The organism is Vaginisenegalia massiliensis, assembly GCF_900604935.1.
GTDB lineage: Bacteria > Bacillota > Bacilli > Lactobacillales > Aerococcaceae > Vaginisenegalia > Vaginisenegalia massiliensis.
In genome coordinates this window covers 24,693-43,493 of sequence record NZ_UWPC01000007.1, presented here as the reverse complement: position 1 = coordinate 43,493, position 18,801 = coordinate 24,693, and the positions used below count along the sequence as shown (strand labels likewise).

The following is an 18,801-nucleotide window of genomic DNA, read 5'->3' as shown; positions in this document are numbered from 1 at the left end:
TTAGTATTTTTTAACATTTTAGAAAATTTTCTCATCAAAATTTTCTTGATATGAAAGCGGTTGAGGAATATACTTATGAAAACGTGACAACGTTTTCAGAAATTGTAGGGAGGAAATTTTATGAAAAAACTTTTCGGACAAGCAGCCGCTTTAGCAGCCGCTGGTTTATTATTTGTACAACCTGCTTTTGCCTGCACAGGAGTATATGTGGGTAAAGATTTAACTGATGATGGCAGTGTGATTTTTGGTCGGACAGAAGACCTAGAAGAAAATCACAACAAAACCTTTATCGTGGTTGAAGCAAAGAAAAATGAAAAAGGAGCAAAATACGAAGATAAATCAAATGGCTTTACCTTCGAATTGCCAGCTGAAAGCTACAAATATACGGCTATTCCTGACGTAACGCCAGAAGATGGAGACTTCCATGAAGCAGGCTTCAACGAATTTGGTGTAGTAGCCGATATGACAGTTTCAGCAGGAGCTAGCGATGAAATTCAAAAAGTAGACCCATATGTAGAAGATGGATTAGCTGAATCACACTTAACGAATGTAGTATTACCTCATGTTAAGTCTGCACGTGAAGGAATCGAAATGATTGCTAAATTACTAGATGAAAAAGGGGCAGCTGAAGGTGACGTTCTTATCTTAGCTGACCAAAAAGAAACCTGGTATATGGAAATTCTTTCAGGCCACCAATATGCAGCAATGGTATTGCCAAGCGATAAATACGCTGTGTTCCCAAATGCATTCTGGATGGGTGCAATCGATCCTAACGACCAAAACATGATTGTGTCTAAAGACTTGGTGAAAGTAGCGGAAGAAGCTAAAACGATCGAAAAAGATGGGGATAAAATCTTAGTAGCTAAATCTTACAACCCTAAAGAAGCGAGCATGCGTAACTCTTCACGTATGTGGTCTGGTATCAAAGCTTTAGACCCAGATTCAACTGTAACTTTAGAAGATGAAAACTTCGATTTATTACAATCAACAGATAAGAAATTCTCTGTTGCTGATGTGATGGCGCTTCAACGCAATCGTTTCAATGGTGAATTCCCAACAAACGACCGCGTTAAAGAAGGAGAAAAAGAACCAGAAGGTAGTTTATATCCAATCGGAAATGTTAATACGATGGAAGCTCACATCTTCCAAGTTAAAGAAGGTATGCCAGCCGAAGTTCCTGGTGTTATGTGGTTAGCTATGGGTAGTCCGTTGAATTCACCTTACTTACCATACTATGGAAATATCACGGATACAGCTGCACCTTACAAAGTTCAAACTAAAGAATACGATCCAACTTCATTCTATTGGGTTGCAAGTCACTTGAAAGATATGGCCTTAACTGATGAAGCTAATTTACAAGACGTGACTCGTTCTAAAATCTTGGAATTAGAACAACGTCTAATTGCTGAACAACCAGCTAAAGATCAAGAGTTAATCGCTAAATTCGGTCAAGATCCTAAAGAAGCCGCTAAATGGGCAACTGAAACGTCAATGGCTACAGCAGACGAAGCCTTCAAGATGTTACAAGAACTTGAAAAACAATTAGCTCAACAAGTACCAGAAACAACTCAAGAAAGCACAACAGCTCAATAATTAAATATAAAAAGTAGCAGAAATGATTTTTCTGCTACTTTTTATTTTGCCCGTAAAGTTAACACAATGTGTTATAGTCAGGATGTAGAATGAATGACATGTTTAGCCTATGATAAAACAGAGGAGAAATAAGGGATGAAGTTAAGTTTTGGTGCAAATTTAGCCTTTTTAAGAAATCAGGCCCATCACTCACAAGAAGAATTAGCGGAGCACTTGCAGGTTTCTCGTCAAACAATTTCTAAGTGGGAGTTAGGTCAAACCCTACCGGATATTCGCTCATGCTTATTAATTGCAGAACTGTATCGCGTAAGCCTAGATGATTTGGTAAATTATAGGACTACGGATTCGCTGCTATCCCTTCCAAATGAGGGACAGCATTTCTTTGGATTAGAAACAGTGGATTCAAATGGTCAAATATGTCTACCAAAGGAAGCGTTAAATCTTTTACAACTTAACCCAGGAGAAAAATTAGCGGTTCTAATGGATGAAAATATTAAGCCATTAGGCGTTGCCTTAGTTCCAGAAAAAGCCCTTGATAATCTGGACAGTTAAAGGAGTCTTAATATGAAGAGGAAAATTGGTTGTTTACTAGTTATGGGTTTAATTGTCTGGCTCGGCGTATCTTATTATCAAGAGAATGCGACTTACATTCAAGAACCAGTAGAGAAGGTTCGGTCTTTGGGCTTTGTTGAAAAACAAGTAAGCTTACCAGATGGAAGTAAACTTAATTATTGCCAAGGACCTGATTCAGCTAAACCGACACTCTTACTTTTGCACGGACAAGGTATGAATTGGACTGATTATGCCAAAGTCATGCCGGATTTAAGTCAACACTATCAGATTATTGCTCTTGATTACTATGGACACGGAAAATCCTCCTGGAATCCAGATAAATATACAGCCAAGGCTATTAGCGCAGATTTAGTCTATTTTGTTAAACATTATCTTAAAAAGCCTGTCATTATAGCGGGCCATTCATCAGGAGGTTTAATTGCGGCCTATTTTGCAGCCAAAAATCCCGACTGGGTCAGCGGCTTAATCTTGGAAGATACGCCGTTTTTTTCGACCGAAGAAGGTAAGAAGGAGCACACCTTTGCCTATCAATATGATTTTAAGATGTACCATGACTTCCTAAACCAATCCCAAGAGAAAGATTACCTAGCTTATTCACTAAAGCGAAGTTATTTTAAAGACTGGTTTCCAGAATGGTTATGGCAGAAAATGGTTAAGGATGCTTTAGCATACAAAAAACAGCACCCACAAAGACCTATTCAATTAACTTATCTACCGCCTGCTATCAATCGTATGTTTGAAGCTGTATCCTACCCATTTGATTATGCATTTGGCGAGGCCTTTTATAATCAATCTTGGTTTGAGGATTATAATCAGCGTCAGATTTTATCTTCAATTAAAGCTAAGACGGTCTTTATCAAAGCTAAAAGTAAGTATGAAAAGGGTCTGCTTCTTGGGGCCTTATCTGATAAACAAGCTCAGGAAGTTATGGAATGCCTTCCGCAAGATGCTAGTCTTATCCAAGTAAACACTCAAGATCATGATATCCATTGGACTAAGCCAAACCAATATGTTCAAATTATCAAAGATTTTTACTCATCAAAGCTGAAGAATAACGAAAAAGCAACTAAAGTCATGAATGTATCATGATTTTAGTTGCTATAATTTTTTGTATCATCTCTATAATATAATGCTCGAGGAGGGCTAGCATTTATATCTGCTATCTCGTGACCGATTAGCTAAATGCTGAGGTTCAATTCCGCGAACTTGAGCCCATTGGAGTAGGTCTCCACTTAAGATTAGGTCTGTCTTCTTCCTTAAATCACTAATGTTCTGGCAGCCAAGCATGAGCATGACATGTTGAATGGCTGTTTGCCAATTGTGAACGAATTCGATGGTGGCATCGACGCCATCTTCTTTGACCATATGAAGGAATTTACCTGATAAGCCAACGCCACGAGCCCCTAAGCTGAGGGCTTTGACTACATCGAGATAAGTCCGAATGCCGCCTGAGGCTAAGATTTCGGTATTTTCGATAAACGTTTGAGCTTCTAATAAAGCTTCAGCTGTTGATTGGCCCCAATTGCCAAGTAGGTCAAAGGAAATCGTATCGCGTCGATCATTCTCAATTTGAATAAAGTTGGTACCACCTCGGCCACTGACATCAACAGTTTGGACGCCTAGGTCGACTAGATGTTGAATGGTCTCCTGAGACATGCCAAATCCTACTTCTTTAACTACCACCGGTATGCCTAAACCATTCACGATGGCTTCAATATTAGTCGACCAAGTGGTGAAGTCACGATCGCCTTCCGGCATAACGACTTCTTGAGGAACGTTTAAATGAATCTGTAAAGCATTGGCTTGTAGGATTTCAACCGCTCGTTTGGCATTTTCTAAGTTATGATGCGCCCCAAGATTAGCTAGGATAAAGCCATTGGGATTGGTCTGACGAATAATTTGGAAGGTATCCGCTAAATCAGGTTCGCTTAGGGCGGCCGATACCGAGCCAGAAGCCATGGTTAAGCCCGTCTCTTTAGCTACCTGCGCCAAGGCTTGGTTAAATTGTTTAGCGTAGCGGGATCCACCGGTCATGCCATTAATATAGAATGGCAGAGCATGATGGTGTCCCGCCCATTGCGTAGAAATATCAATTTGGTCATAGCGAATGGGTGCGAAAGAGTGGTGGACAAACCGGATTTGATCGAATGAGGAAGCTTTTACTTGTTCTTGTTGAGCAAGAGCCAAGCGGATATGATCATTTTTTCGTTGTTGAGCTATGCTTATGGGTGTTTCTTTAGGCAATCTAATCCCTACTTTCTAAACGGTTTAACAGAGAATCGGAATGGAGCCAGACCGACAGCTAAAGGCTGGATGCCTTCTTGTTGCCAAGTCTGATATAGGGCCTGACGAGCCTGATTTCGAGAACCGATGGCAATTCCGCAATCACCACCACCTGCACCAGAACTTTTAGCTTCAAATTGATAAGAATGAGCCACTTCGATCAGACGTTTGAGACTAGGAGTCTCAATGTTGAGTTGGAAGGAACGGTCTAATTTCACCAATAAGTGACGGTAATGACTCACCTCTTTTTGGAGGGTCAGTAAATCAGCTTGGCGAATCGCTTGGGCTAAGTTTTGCACGCAAATTTGAGCCTTGGTGAGAAAATCATGGTAAAGAGGGCTATCCTTTTGAATACTTCCCTTCAATTGGGTCACTAGTTGATCTGAGGAAGCCGGACTTTGCGTCCACCCAACATGCAGACTTAGTTTTTCTGGCCAAAATAAGGGTTCTAAATAGAAGTGTGGCCACTTTTCACCAAGAATTTGATCGATCCGAAAGTCTGGATCTTGCATCCGTTGATTTAACCATTGGCGGTCCAATGATCGATATAGACACATACCGCCGGTAATATTAGCTGCGACATCACCTAGACTGGATTTAGAGTCCGTTTTAGCCATGGCGATGGCCACTAATTTAAATTGAATCAAAGGGCATTCTATTTCCCAACCATAAAAATGACAGAGAGCTTGCATGGTAGCTACTGTCACGGCGCCGCTCGATCCCAGGCCATATTTTTGACCGGAATCGGCTTGCATTTGACTCGTAAAGCTTAGGTGATAGTCTTGAACTTGGCGTTTTTTGCTGACCAATAAAGCTTCAAAGGTCTCAATGGCGGCTAAGATATACTGCCAATCTTTACTGTCATTAGCTGAAACCAGATGAATGTGGCCGTCAGCGTCACGCTGATAAGTGACCTTTCCTAAGGAAGCCAGATCTGATTCAAAAGATCCTTGTTGGGGTTGATGAGATAAGCGAATCTGGCAAGTTAGGTAGCGGTCAATAGCCATGAGGATAGCGGGGTGACCGGGTTCGAGGACGGCATACTCCCCCGCCAAATATAATTTGCCGGGGACTTGTACTTGATAGGGTTGAAACATAGTATCGTAGTTGAGTTCAAATGCTTGAGTGCAATCGTAATGCATAATCCATAGCCTCCTTAATCAATAGCATAAGGAGCGGGGCCGGGTTTAGCGACAATTAAAGCCGATTCAGCAAAGTGTTGTTTGAACACCTTGAGAATCGAATCAAGCTGACTTTGACGACAGATGACTTTGACATTTGGTCCTGCATCCATAGTAAAGTAGGCCGAAAGACCTTGTTGACGCAGTTGGCGAACCAAATCCATAGCCAATAGGGAGCCAGGTTCAAAATATGTGAAGCTAGGATTAGCGGCTAACATGGAGGCGTGCATTTTCATTGCGTTATGTTCGGCGATTTGGCCGACAGTATCCAAATCATGCGCTTGAATAGCAGGGATAATAGCAGCTAAATCACGTTCGACTTCTTGGGGCCACAAGGCATGATAAGGCGAAGTTGCAATGGTGTGTTGCATGCCTTGGCGACTAGGAATCTTTTTGCTACCGGCATTAACTACCACGGCAAGCATAGCGATATCCCAGTCAGCCGGATTAATCATTTCTGCATAGGATGAGGCGCTATCGAAATCATGGCCCTTATGCCATAGGACAAATCCGCCGAATAGGGACCGACTAGCTGATCCAGAACCTTGACGGGCAAAGGTCGATAGGGTTTGATTGCTGAGGTTGAGTCCTAACGCTTGATTGCAAGCGCAGCTTAAAGCCGCATAGGCAGAAGCGGAAGAAGCCAAGCCGGCAGCCGTCGGCACATGATTCGTTGATTCAATCAAGACCCTGGTTTGAACACCGGCTTCTTGGCGGAACAAGTCAACGAATCGACTGACTGTTTCATGGGCAGAGTCTGATTGTAACTGGCCGTCTAAGATAAATTGATCTTGGGAAAGTTCTGGATCGAAGCTAACCTTGGTATCGGTATAGAAGGCGTCCAAAGTCAAGGATAGGCTCGAAGTCAGCGGCAAGAATAAACGGGCATCCCGTTTGCCCCAATATTTGATTAAAGCAATATTTGTATGGGCGCGATAATGGCCTTGTTGAACGTTAGTTGGCTTCATACTTTGCTCCTTTGCGTCTCAATCTCTAGAAGAGACGATAATTAATATAGACTGGTCGTCCAAGTTTGAGCGGCACCGGCTACTTTCATCGCTTCAGCCACTTCTTGTGCTTTTTGACTGGTAGCAGCTAGAGCGATCACACAGCCACCAAGTCCACCACCGGTTAGTTTGGCACCGAGAGCACCAGCTAACCAAGCGGCATTGACAATTCGATCGAGCCCTTGGTTGGATATACCCAATTGATTGAGATAGTAGTGGTTATAGGTCATAAGACGGCCTAACTCAAAGACGTCATGATCTTGAATAGCGTGATAGGCTTTTTGGACAAATCCGCCAATGGAATCCATGGCTTCTTTAACAAAGGCAGGTTTAGCTTGGCGTAATTTAGCGACTTGATGGACGGCTAGTTTAGTTTGGCCGGCCATACCGGAATCTGCTACAATTAAATAAGCATTGAGCTTCAAAGGGAAGGCATGCGGTTTCTTACTTTTGCGATAAATAATCGGTTGTGAGGTTGAAGTCATGAGGGTGTCTATGCCGGACGTGGACTCATGAGCAATCACTTCGGCTTGATTCACAATGAATTGTAATTGATAAGGCGAGATAGGTGTGTTGTAATAATCACAAATGGCCCGAACGAGGGCGACACACACAGCCGCCGAAGAGCCCATGCCTCTTTCTTGAGGAATGGTCGAATCGATGCGGATGTTTAAGCTCTCCTCAAGAGGAAAGCGAAAACTTTGCCGCGTTAACTCGACGGCTTTAACTAAATTAGCCAGATGACTAGGAGCCTCTTGCAAAGGTCCGTGGTAATACTGGCAATCTAGTAGCGATGGTGCTTGTAGTCGGCCACTAACTTGGGCTTGAGCGGAGACTTTATTGAACGGTAGTGCGATGGCGGGGAAGTCGTAGACTACGGCATGTTCTCCCATCAAGATGATTTTACTATGAGCTTGGCCGCGCCCCGTTTTATTAGCTTTAGTCATTTCGGCTTCAACAAAGGCATTTAATGACGAGTCCGCTTGCGGACGCATTGACTCATAGTTGGCAGACTCATGAGGGTATTCCTCATAAGGCTGATAATTGTTTGTGTCCTGGTTCACCAAGAGCACCCTCCTTGTATCAGTATAATAAGCTAAGGGCCATCCTTAGACGTTGAATAAGCGTGATAAGAAAAATTTAACAAAGCTATTGTATCAGAAAAAGTATGATACAATAGCGAAGATTCATCTAAATATCGTGTTTATTAGCCAATAAAGTATATCACGAAACTTTCTAATATGCTAAAATATAAGAAAAATGAACAATAAAATCATTTTTTGTTTGAATGTTAAGGAAAGCAGTATAGAGAGGAAGGTGCCAGTGGATTTCAAGATGTTTAATGAATATAGTCGTGAGGCTTGGCATCAATTCCAGAACCCATCCTTAGAGTTAGGGCCCATTGAAGGGCTAGCGCATATAGTTTCCCTCAATGACCGCCTTTCCCAAGAGGACATTGAAGAAGTGTATTTTCCCTTGTTAGATTACATTGATAGTGAATTAATCCAGCATCAAGCCCAGCTAGAAGCACGGGCCCGTTTCTTCAATAAAGAGCAAACTCCTTCAACGCCTTATATTATTGGCATATCCGGGAGTGTAGCGGTAGGGAAGTCAACCACTGCTCGGGTTTTGCATCAGCTATTGCGTCAACGCTATACGGAAAAGTGTGTTGAATTGATGACCACAGATGGCTTTTTATATCCCAATGCTGAATTGATTCGTCGCGGTATCATGAATCGCAAAGGCTTTCCTGAATCCTATGACATGAATCGGTTAATTGATTTTATGGTTAAGATTCGGACTCAAGAAGAAGCGGTAGAATACCCGGTTTATTCTCATGAAATCTACGATATCGTGCCTGACCAAATGGCGCGGATGGAGCATCCTGATATCTTGATTGTTGAAGGGATTAATGTTTTGCAGTTGCCTTCAAATCAAATGATTTTCATTTCTGATTTCTTTGACTTGAAAATTTATATTGATGCGGATCCGGCACACATTCAGAAGTGGTTTATGGAACGCTTTGATATGGTCATGGATGTGGCCCAACATGATCCGGATAATTATTATTATGAAATGAGCCATATTCCACGCAAAGAGGCGCATGCTTACGCTATGGAAGTCTGGCGCACCATCAATTTAGTTAATTTAATCCAGTACATTGCGCCAACACGGGGTCGAGCCAATATTGTAATTCATAAAGGGGCCGACCACCATGTTGACCGTATCTATGTGCGACAATATTAAAAAATGGAGGTAGATAGAGTGACCACATCACTAACAAATGTTGAAAAAATTATCGTTCTTGACTTTGGTAGTCAATATAATCAATTAATTACCCGCCGAATCCGCGAATTTGGTGTTTATAGCGTCCTGTTACCTAATGAGACGACTGCTCAAGAAATCTTAGATCAAGGTAATGTTAAAGGTATTATCTTCTCGGGAGGGCCTCATAGTGTTTACGGTGAGAATGCTTTTACGGTAGATCCTGCAATCTTTGAGTTAGGTTTACCAATTTTAGGTATTTGTTACGGGATGCAATTAACCACCCATATGTTGGGCGGTAAAGTTGAACCAGCAAATGAACGGGAATATGGTCGGTCTAGTATCCAAGTTCACAACATCGAAACGGGTTTATTCCAAGGGTTATCTAATGTAGAAGAAGTATGGATGAGCCACGGGGACAAGATTACCGCTATTCCTGAAGGTTTCCAAATTGTTGCAGCCAATGATAGCTGTCCAGTAGCTGCATTTGAAAATAGTCAACGTCGCATCTACGGAGTTCAATTCCACCCAGAAGTGCGCCACTCAGTTCATGGTAATCAAATCCTTCATAACTTTGCCTTTGATATCTGTGGTGTTCAAGGCGATTGGACCATGGATAACTTTATCGACTTAGAGATTGCTAAGATTCGAGAAAAAGTGGGCGACCGCAAGGTCCTTTTAGGTTTATCTGGTGGAGTCGATTCATCAGTCGTGGGTGTTCTTTTACAAAAAGCTATCGGTGATCAATTAACCTGTATCTTCGTCGATCACGGCCTTTTACGTAAGGGCGAAGGCGACCAAGTTATGGAAGCTCTTGGTGGTAAATTCGGCTTGAACATTATCCGGGTGGATGCTAAAGACCGCTTCTTATCAAAATTAGCCGGTGTATCTGATCCTGAACAGAAACGTAAAATTATCGGTAACGAATTCGTCTATGTCTTCGACGATGAAGCCTCTAAATTAAAAGGGGTTGACTTCCTTGCTCAAGGAACCTTGTACACCGATATTATCGAATCTGGTACTAAGACAGCTCAAACCATTAAGTCTCACCACAATGTTGGGGGGCTACCTGAAGATATGCAGTTTGAATTGATCGAACCATTAAATACTTTATTTAAAGATGAAGTTCGAGCTCTAGGAACGGCACTGGGTATGCCAGACTCAATCGTGTGGCGCCAACCTTTCCCAGGACCTGGTCTAGGTATTCGTGTCATCGGTGAAATCACTGAAGAAAAATTAGAAATTGTCCGTGAATCAGATGCCATCCTTCGTGAAGAAATCGCCAAGAATGGCTTAGAACGCGACGTATGGCAATACTTTACTGTCTTACCTGGTTTCCGCAGTGTCGGCGTCATGGGTGACGGTCGAACTTATGACTATACCATCGGTATCCGGGCAGTAACTTCAATCGACGGCATGACTTCTGACTTTGCCCGTATCCCATGGGAAGTCCTCCAAGTCATCTCAGCCCGCATCGTTAACGAAGTAGCCCACGTCAACCGCGTCGTTTACGACATCACTTCTAAACCACCAGCAACAATTGAGTGGGAGTAATTCCCAATTTCTAAGTGCCAAAGGCACGTGAGAGATTGTTGGAATTACTCCGTCACGGATGTCCCAAGAATGAGCCTCTTTGATGCGAAATGATTGGATGACGTCGGCTGACAGAATAATAAAGTGATAAGCCTATCTTTTTGGATAGGCTTATTTTATTGAAAGTGGGAGTCGTTAGTATTTCCTCGATAAGCAGGTCTCAAGAACAAGGAGCTTAAGTGACATAGTGATTGATCGACATTATGGCCAGAATAAAGCAAAATATTCCCTCGTTGAGAGGAAAAATTTTGTGTTGTAACGTAATTTGCAATATAAGAAATGAGGAAATCTTATAATAGGATGCTCTCTTTTTATGATAATCATTTGGGTTAATAAATGGGATTGAAATAAGACGAAAAAATTAGGTATCTAATGTTGAATAAATGACCATTATTTATGGAATAATACTAATAAGTGATTGGTAGAGAAATAAAAATAGGCAAAGATGAAATTGAAAACTGAAATACTTAAGGAGAAAAATATGGAAAGTAAATATTCGGTGAGCAATCATTTTGGAGTATATGGTGTTGCAGTGGTTAACGGGAAAATATTATGTATAAATAATAATGCCGGACCTTACAAAAATAGATATGATGTTCCTGGTGGAAGCCAAGAAAGTTGGGAAGGATTAACTGAAACGTTATCTAGAGAGTTCTTGGAGGAAACGGGATATACCATTAAGACGTATTCGAATCCGAGAGTTTATGATTCATTTGTTCGAGAAACGACAAGCTTTGACGTTGTTCATCATATTATGGTTTTTTATGACGTTGAGTTGGATAATAGTTTCGAAAAACAGGATTTACCTATAGATTTGTTGGATGGATTAAATGATTCTGATGGTATTGTGTGGGTAGATTTCGATAATATTAGTGAAGAAAATTCCTCACCGCTTCTTTTAAAATTAAAAAAAGAATATAAAGGACGGTTTGAACTCGATAAGTCTCAATTTCTTAATTGGAAAGTTATTGAAACAGATAGGGGGATACGTCATATTAAATAAAATAAATTTTGAAAATTTGTTTTTCACTTCTAGGTAAGTGGAATATATTAGATTATTTTTCACTTGTTCATACTATTAGTAATTACATTTTTCATTCTATTGCTGATTGTTAGGCTGATTTTTTGATGTGGTTGTGAAATTTACTAATGAAACTCTTTAGAGGAAAAGATTTTATATCTCCATAGGTGCATAGTCGATAGTTTTTTCATATTTTACAAATTTTAGGGTGATAAATAGGTAGATCAGCTGATAGGCTATCAAGCACATAAGTATCTGTTGACATAGTAATATAGAAGGACTACAATTCTGTTGCCGACAAAATGTCGGTAAGGGTAAAAGTACCTAAAAGGAGTAAAAAATATGGAAACATTTAGATTATCCGATGGAAGTCAAATATCATATAAGATTAAAGGGAACGGGAGACCGTTACTATTTCTTCATGGACTAGGTGCAGAGTCATCAATGTTTCAACCACAAGTTGATTATTTCTCTAAAAAATATCAAGTTATTGTTCCCGATTTAAGAGGAAATGGGAAAAGTGATAAATTGGAATGCAAACCTGAAGAAGTCCTAAATTTACAAGCAAAGGATATCCTTGAATTATTGGCACACTTGGGAGTTAGTAAAGTCGTTATTAGTGGCGTTTCTTATGGAGGCGTCATGACCATACATTTGATGACTTACTATCCAGAAATTTTTGAGGCAGCGATATTAGATGATACGTTTTGTACAACAGAAACCTCACCATTCTTAAATGCACTTGTTAAATTGACTTTGCCATTGAGTAGTTCTAAGTGGTTTATGCAAATGAGTACACGACCAATTTATAAACGTTGGCCCAAAGCTGCGGAATATTTTAATAAACTATTTTCAGATTTCCGAGGTGCGGAGGCAATTCTACAAAGGAAGGCTATAATGAAGCTTGATTATCAAAAGTCATTAAAAGGGATAAGCATTCCTGTTCTATGTATGGCAGGCGATTATAGCAATAAGCTTGTTGACATGATGGAAACCATTGTAGCCTGCCTTGCTAATGAAAGACACTTTGTCATCAAAAATTCATTTGATCCATCGAATTTGTGCCAAGCTGATATTTATAATGCACATATTGAGAATTTTTTAAAAGAAGTTTTGGGCTGGTAAGGGGTAAATTCATAAATTTTAGGAGGATTGAATGGGTAAGAATCGGATGAATCCGGAAGACAGAAAAAATGAAATAATGGAAAAGGCGATGCAACTTTTTATTGATAAAGGAATTGAGAAGACAACTTTTAAAGATATCGGTAATAGTTGTAATATTGCTAGATCCTCTGTGTATGAGTATTTTAGAACTAAAGATGAGATATTAATTGCATATCTTGAAAAATCAATGAATGAGAATGAGGCTTCGTATCCTGAAGAAGGAGATACTCAAACTAAGTTAAAGTCCTTCATCAAGGCTACTGAACAAGAATTAGAAAGAAAATACTTTCTCAATCTCTTTTTAATTCAACGTGGAACAATATTAACTAAAGATTACCAAGCACTTCAAAAGCAATACTTTCAGAAATATCATTCAATTGTGTTTTCAATTTTTGAAGGAAATAAGGATCAAAACGCTCACGTTAAGACAGACCTGTTCCTAGCTACACTCAGTCAAGAGCTTGGGAGAAGAATACAAGGTGGTAGTGAAAAAGAATTCACAAAAAAACTGATAGAAGTGATTGATTTTCTAACTAAATAGTTAAAATTTTTAAAATGCCAGTAACGGTCGAATAACCCCCTCGAATTCTTGGCGCGAAATTATGAGGATAATTGACTTTATATTTACAAAGGAAAAATCCTAGAATAAAGAAATAAAATTCCTTCGTTTAGAGGGAATTTTTTATGGCTGGACATAATTTGGACACATCAGGTTTAGTAATAATTTCGGTAGAATAAGAAACAAGATTCGTTTAACAAAATTAGATGCATTCCATGCAATTTATTAAATTAATATGGTACAACTGATGAGAGCCCCTTCAAATATACGCAAAGTTGTATTATATTAACAGTATCTTATAAATTTTGTTGAAAGGAATGGACTGCGTGAATTTAGACGATTTAAGAGATGAAGTTATTTTAAAACAGAAAAAGGGCTTGCCCTTTATTATGTCCTCTGTCGTTATTTGGTTGATGATTACTTTGGTTGCCGCCTTGCCAATTGATATCATGTTAAAAAATATATTGGTCTTTTCGTGTTCAGCTACCTTAATGCCACTTTCCTGGCTGTTTGGTAAGAAATTTGGTATAGATATTTTTTCAAAAGATAATGGCTTAGGCGATTTAGGTTTTATTTTTACCGTCAATCAGGCCCTTTATTTATTAATTGTTATGTGGGTTTTCAATGCTGTACCAGAAAAGATGATTATGGTTCATGCTATGGTCTTCGGTGGGCATCTATTTCCTTATTCATGGCTGTATAAATCCAAAGTTTATCAGAATTTCGCCATTATTATTCCTATCCTAGCCCTCATTCTAGGACATTTATTTAATGGCTTTGTGGTAGCAGCCGTCTTAACCGTAACAGAAGTTATCTTTGTATTATGCTTGAAAAATGAAATGAAACAAATTAAAGGGCTATCGGCTAACTAACTAGATTAAATCGCTAAAATTTTACATTGGAGATTTTTTTCATTGTAAATCTTTAGCGGCTTTTTATATTAAAAATATTTCTTCCTCACATCATCTACACACTACATTCAAATTGAAGATTTAGGATGTGTTTGTCAGATAAATCAAATCAATTTAGGAGGAAATAATATGAAGAGAGGGTTAACTTTGATTGGAAAAATTTTATTGAGAATTATTGTGATTTCTTTAGTCATTACAGCTGTTATTTACGGCGTTCGTTTTTATAATGATATGAAGTATAAACCCAAGGACTTTGATGCGAGTGCTCAAAAAGCTGTCACGGATTTATCGCAATACAATCAAAACATTCCTGGTGTTCAAGTTAAGCATATTGAAGGCAATTATATGAATGGTTTTCATTTAATTCCTAAAGTTAAGAAGCATAAAGGTGTGGTCATCACCTTTGGTGGTTCGGAGGGTAGTCCCGCTTATTATGCAGCTGAACCTTTAGCTAAGCAAGGTTATGAGGTTATCTCTTTATTCTTCTTTGGTATGAAGAATCAAAAAGACGAATTAGTCGAAGTGCCACTCGAATTCTTCCAAGAAGTCTTGGACTATACCAAGGCCCATGTCAAAGACTCGGATGACTTAACGCTAATCGGGACATCCAAAGGTGCTGAACTTTGCTTGAATTTAGCAACGTTATATCCTAAAGTTGATCATGTGGTCCTCTATGCTCCATCAGCTTGGAATAATATGGGCCTACCTAAACAATTTAGTCAAAATATGACCTCTTCTTGGAGCTATCAAGGAAAGGCTCTACCATTTATTGATACAACAAAGAGCACGCCGAGTGTGGGGATGAATCTTATGTTAGACTATATGCTCAAACGGCCGATCGATTTCCGCCCTGGGTACGAACAAGCTACGACAAAAGCAAAAAACGTGGAAGCAACCCGTATTAAAGTTGAAAAGTCCAAGGCTGATCTCTTAATCTTTGCTGGTGACCAAGACAAGATGTGGCAAAGTGAAGTTTCAGCTCGTGAAATTCAAAAACATCGACCAGACAAAACAGAGGTTCATGTTTTCAAAGGGGCAGGCCACCTATACTTTGGCAATGGCTACCTGTATACGGGTCCTACTATCTTGGAACTAGGTGGCACGACCAAGGCTAATGAAAAAGCCAATATTGAAAGTAGCAAAATTATTAATGAAAGATTAGCCCAATGGCATCCCCAACCCTAAATAAATTTGTAGCTTAATCTTGTTTTTACTTAAAATTTACACCGGATTTACATTCCTCTTTTATACTGATTAGGTAATAAATTTTGAATAGGAGGAATCAGTTTGTTGAATCAACAATTTTCGTTAAATCGGGTAAAAAATATTAATCGTGCCATTACACTTTCTTGTCTTGTTGTGCTTTCAGCTAACCTATTATGTCCCTTAGTTTTAGCTCAGGAATCGACCACTGTTCTTCATGAAACTAGCCAAACTAGTCAGGAAACAACAGTCTTAACTAGTGAAATGCCAACAACATCAGATCAAGGGCAACCAATCATTAGTGAAGAAACCACTGCTGTTGAAGTTGAGGTGACTAGCCAAGAAACGACCACTGAGGCAACGACACAAGCTAGTACCACTGAAAAGATGGGGACTAATGTGGTAGACACGCTTCCACTTCCTCAACAACCAAAATCAGTGCCAACAGCAACGGGTCAATTTGGGGATTATTCATCTAAACAAGGTGCCTTTGTTTTCCCTGGAACCGAGGGTCAAAAGATTATGTTAGTTTCACCAACCGGTAAAACATATTCTCAACGCGTTTCTTTCCGTGGTGTAGCTGAAATCTACGCTAGTTACGATAAATTATATCCAGGTGATGTCTTCACAGCCTTTATCTACGATGGTCTCAAACGTTCTCGCAGCATTCAAATCGTCATTCCTGGCGACCCAAGCCTTGCTCGTCCAGAGAGTGAAAAGACAATGGCTTATGCTAAACCTAGCTTTTCATTCATCCCCGTGGGGACCTCGACCTATGTTCCGATTGGCGCGGATGCTTTCTTTACCACTAAAGTAACGTATCCGGATGGACACGTAGTGACGCTCGTAAATAATGAATTAGGGCGGGCAGATTTTCCGGCGCCAAATATGAGTAACGGCCAAGGATTCTTCTATGCAGATGATGTCTTAGTTGCTGATATTTATGACCGTGAAGGAAACCTTGTGTTTACCGATGTTAAGACTAGCCCGACTAGTAATCCAATTCCACGTCCAGCTCAAGCGCAAATTAGCCAAGAAGTGACGCCTACCTCTGAATCGATTGTCGGGACAGCTACGGCAGGTGACACTGTGGTGTTATTAGTAGACGGTCAAGAAGTAGCTAACGTGACAGTGCAAGCTGATGGAAGCTTTACGCTACCAATCGCTCAAGAAACATTAAGCGAAAGCAGTCAAGTGGAAGTTCAAACACGGAGTCAAGTGACGCGTAATGTCTATCCAAAAGGGGATGTCGTGTATCAAACGCAATCTCATAACGTGATAGTGAAAGTGGCGCCAATTGCTACAACTGAAGTCACCACTGAAGCAACGACTCAAGTTGCGACTACAACTGAAACGACAACTGAAAAGACAACAGAAACCACGACACAAGCACCAAGTACTACTGAAGCGACAACAGAAACCACGACGCAAGCACCGACTACTACTGAAGCAACAACAGAAGCAACAACAGAAGCAACGACGCAAGCACCAACTACGACAGAAACTACAGCAGAGCCTGTCACAAGTTCAGAAAGTACAACTGAAGTGAAACCTTGTCCGCACAAGCCTGAAAAAGGCAAAAAGGATAAAAAAGAAAAGAAAGATAAGAAAGACAAGAAAGATAAAAAACATAAGATGTTTTTCTGGTTTTAAGCTTTTTAAGATCAAGTTAGTTTAACAAAGTATTACATTTAATCGAATGTCCCTTCAAGAAGCAGCCACCTGCCAATTTATGGTTCAGCTTTTTGGGCAGACATTCGATTTTTTTGTTTCAAAAATATCCAATCCAAACATTTTTTCATTTCTAATCCAAGTCTAATCTGGCAACGGTTTCCCGCATTGACCTGTAAGGGCTTTCGTTTTATAGTGGTCATGGATGCTCTTATTCAATATCATCGATAAACAGAGTAGTCAAATAGCGTAAAGTGTTCATAAATGGGAGGTTGTTATGAAACGAAATAAGCCCTTGGGCTTATGCGACTATTTGTCGCTTCCGCTGGTGATATGGGGAAGCCTCTATCTGCCTGTTTTGAGGTAAAAATTAGAGGAGGTGAATATATTGAATAAAGTGAAATCCGTTCCTTTGGCTATTATTATAGCCATTGCTCTTTTTGTTGGGGTTTGGAATCCATTGGGGATGAATCTAAACCAAAATATTGTTTTTGCCAGTTTGATTATTACGGTTGCGACTTGGGCCACTCAAGCAGTCAATAAGACATACGCGTGTCTCTTCTTGTTAGCCGTCTTTATGATCTTTGGCTCGACCAAACCTTACGATGTTCTCAGTTTTGTCTGGTCGGATACCATTCTGCTGATTGCCACGACGACCTTACTGTCGGTGGGCATTATGAAGACTGGAATTATTCATCAGTATGTGGAAAAGCTCTTTCGTAAAAGTGCTGATTCCAAGCTGAAATTATTGTTGCTTCCCTATTTGTTTGGCTTATTGTTAGTTTTCCTCATTCCCCAAGCCTTTGCTCGGGTGATTATCATTGGGGCGATCTTTAGTCAAATCCTCGAAGCCAAAGACGAGAACCAATCACAGGCCAAATCCTTCTTGATCTTTAATGGCTTTTTGGCTGTGACCATGACCTATATGTTCTTAAGTAGCGGGGATATCGTCTTGAACCAAGCAGCTTTAAAATTTGCTGGGCCAGAAGTTCAAACAGTCATGACCTTTAATCGTTGGTTTAGTTTAATGGCTGTACCGAGTTTAATCGCCTGTGTGGTCATGCTAGCTGTGACTTATTTCCTATTTAAAAAAGAACTCAATCATTTTACGCCAGAAATGTTACAAACAAGTCAGCAAGAGAATAAAAAAGCGACTACGGCTGACAAAGTCGCTATGGCCACGATGGGGCTCATCATTCTCTTCTGGATGACCGAATCGATCCATCATATTCGCCCTTGGATACCCGCTTTGTTTGGTGTCATCGTGATGTTTGCAGGCAAGATTCTTGATAAAGCTGACTTGAAGTCAGTCAATCCTCATTTTATTGTCTTCTTAATTACGGTCTTCTCGATTGGTAAAGGCCTTGGCCAAGCTGGAGTGACTGAAATTATCTTTAACCACTTGAAACAATGGATTCCTGATGCCAAATCGGCTATGTACTTACTCGTCATCGCTGCTATCGTGATGGTGCTCCATATCTGTATCGGGTCGTCCGTTGCAACCATGTCTGTTGTTTTACCTATTTTGATTCCTTTAACGGCGAGTGCCGGCTACAATGCTCAAATTATTACCTTGATGACCTATATTATTGTGAATATTCATTTCTTGTTACCTTTCCACCATGCCACTATGATGATTGGGACAGCCAAACAGTACTATCCTGATCGATACATGTTGCGTCTAGGAACGGTCATGACCATTCTCACATTTGTCTTACTAGCGGGTGTTTACTTCCAATGGTGGAAATTAATGGGTCTATTATAGAAAGGATGAACG

General features: G+C 40.1%; 16 protein-coding genes and 1 riboswitch. Of the genes, 12 read left to right on the top strand and 4 right to left on the bottom strand.

The window, feature by feature from the left end; genetic code table 11:
* The first annotated feature begins 120 nt into the window (after nt 1-120).
* The 3 genes from EIH20_RS05890 to EIH20_RS05880 all read left to right on the top strand — a co-directional run bounded on the left by EIH20_RS05890 (nt 121) and on the right by EIH20_RS05880 (nt 3,255).
* Nucleotides 121-1,593: a C69 family dipeptidase gene (locus tag EIH20_RS05890; RefSeq protein ID WP_124058712.1), complete on the top strand. Its 1,473-nt coding sequence runs from the start codon at nt 121-123 to the stop codon at nt 1,591-1,593.
* 135 nt (nt 1,594-1,728) lie between these two features.
* The gene (locus EIH20_RS05885) at nt 1,729-2,145 is read left to right on the top strand and encodes a helix-turn-helix transcriptional regulator (protein WP_124058710.1); all 417 of its coding nucleotides are present in this window, start codon (nt 1,729-1,731) and stop codon (nt 2,143-2,145) included.
* Nucleotides 2,146-2,157: 12 nt separating this feature from the next.
* Complete coding sequence (locus EIH20_RS05880; protein ID WP_124058708.1) at nt 2,158-3,255, top strand: alpha/beta hydrolase; 1,098 nt, start codon at nt 2,158-2,160, stop codon at nt 3,253-3,255.
* 54 nt (nt 3,256-3,309) lie between these two features.
* Here EIH20_RS05880 and fni read toward each other — a convergent pair whose 3' ends face one another.
* The 4 genes from fni to mvk are packed head-to-tail and all read right to left on the bottom strand — an operon-like array spanning nt 3,310 to nt 7,701.
* Nucleotides 3,310-4,410 carry a type 2 isopentenyl-diphosphate Delta-isomerase gene (fni, locus tag EIH20_RS05875; RefSeq protein WP_241152397.1) on the bottom strand — a complete coding sequence of 367 codons (1,101 nt, stop codon included), beginning with the start codon at nt 4,408-4,410 and terminating at the stop codon, nt 3,310-3,312.
* A gap of 8 nt (nt 4,411-4,418) precedes the next feature.
* On the bottom strand, nt 4,419-5,591 hold the full coding sequence (locus EIH20_RS05870) for a phosphomevalonate kinase (RefSeq protein ID WP_124058706.1): 1,173 nt from the start codon (nt 5,589-5,591) through the stop codon (nt 4,419-4,421).
* Nucleotides 5,592-5,605: 14 nt separating this feature from the next.
* Complete coding sequence (gene mvaD / locus EIH20_RS05865) at nt 5,606-6,598, bottom strand: diphosphomevalonate decarboxylase (RefSeq protein WP_124058704.1); 993 nt, start codon at nt 6,596-6,598, stop codon at nt 5,606-5,608.
* Between the two features lie 41 nt (nt 6,599-6,639).
* Nucleotides 6,640-7,701 (bottom strand): mevalonate kinase, encoded by a 1,062-nt coding sequence (gene mvk / locus EIH20_RS05860; RefSeq protein WP_241152396.1) that lies wholly within the window; start codon nt 7,699-7,701, stop codon nt 6,640-6,642.
* 259 nt (nt 7,702-7,960) lie between these two features.
* Here mvk and coaA point away from each other — a divergent pair, with 259 nt between their 5' ends.
* The 9 genes from coaA (at nt 7,961) to EIH20_RS05815 (ending at nt 18,789) form a co-directional block, all read left to right on the top strand.
* Complete coding sequence (gene coaA / locus EIH20_RS05855; RefSeq protein WP_241152395.1) at nt 7,961-8,884, top strand: type I pantothenate kinase; 924 nt, start codon at nt 7,961-7,963, stop codon at nt 8,882-8,884.
* 18 nt (nt 8,885-8,902) lie between these two features.
* The gene (gene guaA / locus EIH20_RS05850) at nt 8,903-10,456 is read left to right on the top strand and encodes a glutamine-hydrolyzing GMP synthase (RefSeq protein ID WP_420894253.1); all 1,554 of its coding nucleotides are present in this window, start codon (nt 8,903-8,905) and stop codon (nt 10,454-10,456) included.
* Between the two features lie 484 nt (nt 10,457-10,940).
* Nucleotides 10,941-11,498 carry an NUDIX hydrolase gene (locus EIH20_RS05845; protein ID WP_420894252.1) on the top strand — a complete coding sequence of 186 codons (558 nt, stop codon included), beginning with the start codon at nt 10,941-10,943 and terminating at the stop codon, nt 11,496-11,498.
* Between the two features lie 360 nt (nt 11,499-11,858).
* Nucleotides 11,859-12,641, top strand: coding sequence for an alpha/beta fold hydrolase (locus EIH20_RS05840; RefSeq protein ID WP_124058698.1), 783 nt, complete (start codon nt 11,859-11,861; stop codon nt 12,639-12,641).
* Between the two features lie 31 nt (nt 12,642-12,672).
* Nucleotides 12,673-13,221, top strand: coding sequence for a TetR/AcrR family transcriptional regulator (locus EIH20_RS05835; RefSeq protein ID WP_124058696.1), 549 nt, complete (start codon nt 12,673-12,675; stop codon nt 13,219-13,221).
* A 344-nt stretch (nt 13,222-13,565) separates the two neighbouring features.
* A complete protein-coding gene (locus EIH20_RS05830; protein WP_124058694.1) occupies nt 13,566-14,111 on the top strand; it encodes a DUF7010 family protein in 546 nt (181 codons plus the stop codon).
* Nucleotides 14,112-14,279: 168 nt separating this feature from the next.
* Nucleotides 14,280-15,335 (top strand): alpha/beta fold hydrolase, encoded by a 1,056-nt coding sequence (locus tag EIH20_RS05825; RefSeq protein ID WP_124058692.1) that lies wholly within the window; start codon nt 14,280-14,282, stop codon nt 15,333-15,335.
* 102 nt (nt 15,336-15,437) lie between these two features.
* The gene (locus EIH20_RS05820; RefSeq protein ID WP_124058689.1) at nt 15,438-17,006 is read left to right on the top strand and encodes an Ig-like domain-containing protein; all 1,569 of its coding nucleotides are present in this window, start codon (nt 15,438-15,440) and stop codon (nt 17,004-17,006) included.
* 248 nt (nt 17,007-17,254) lie between these two features.
* Nucleotides 17,255-17,354: riboswitch (THF riboswitch) on the top strand.
* A 67-nt stretch (nt 17,355-17,421) separates the two neighbouring features.
* A complete protein-coding gene (locus EIH20_RS05815) occupies nt 17,422-18,789 on the top strand; it encodes an SLC13 family permease (protein ID WP_241152399.1) in 1,368 nt (455 codons plus the stop codon).
* Nucleotides 18,790-18,801: the final 12 nt, after the last annotated feature.

What these genes read in the sequence shown, in the direction of transcription:
- EIH20_RS05825 (WP_124058692.1), top strand. Translation starts at nt 14,280, where the DNA reads ATGAAGAGAGGGTTAACTTTGATTGGAAAAATTTTATTGAGAATTATT.
- EIH20_RS05880 (WP_124058708.1), top strand. Translation starts at nt 2,158, where the DNA reads ATGAAGAGGAAAATTGGTTGTTTACTAGTTATGGGTTTAATTGTCTGG.
- EIH20_RS05870 (WP_124058706.1), bottom strand. Translation starts at nt 5,591, where the DNA reads ATGCATTACGATTGCACTCAAGCATTTGAACTCAACTACGATACTATG.
- EIH20_RS05835 (WP_124058696.1), top strand. Translation starts at nt 12,673, where the DNA reads ATGGGTAAGAATCGGATGAATCCGGAAGACAGAAAAAATGAAATAATG.
- EIH20_RS05890 (WP_124058712.1), top strand. Translation starts at nt 121, where the DNA reads ATGAAAAAACTTTTCGGACAAGCAGCCGCTTTAGCAGCCGCTGGTTTA.
- EIH20_RS05885 (WP_124058710.1), top strand. Translation starts at nt 1,729, where the DNA reads ATGAAGTTAAGTTTTGGTGCAAATTTAGCCTTTTTAAGAAATCAGGCC.
- EIH20_RS05845 (WP_420894252.1), top strand. Translation starts at nt 10,941, where the DNA reads ATGAAATTGAAAACTGAAATACTTAAGGAGAAAAATATGGAAAGTAAA.
- EIH20_RS05840 (WP_124058698.1), top strand. Translation starts at nt 11,859, where the DNA reads ATGGAAACATTTAGATTATCCGATGGAAGTCAAATATCATATAAGATT.
- mvaD (WP_124058704.1), bottom strand. Translation starts at nt 6,598, where the DNA reads ATGAAGCCAACTAACGTTCAACAAGGCCATTATCGCGCCCATACAAAT.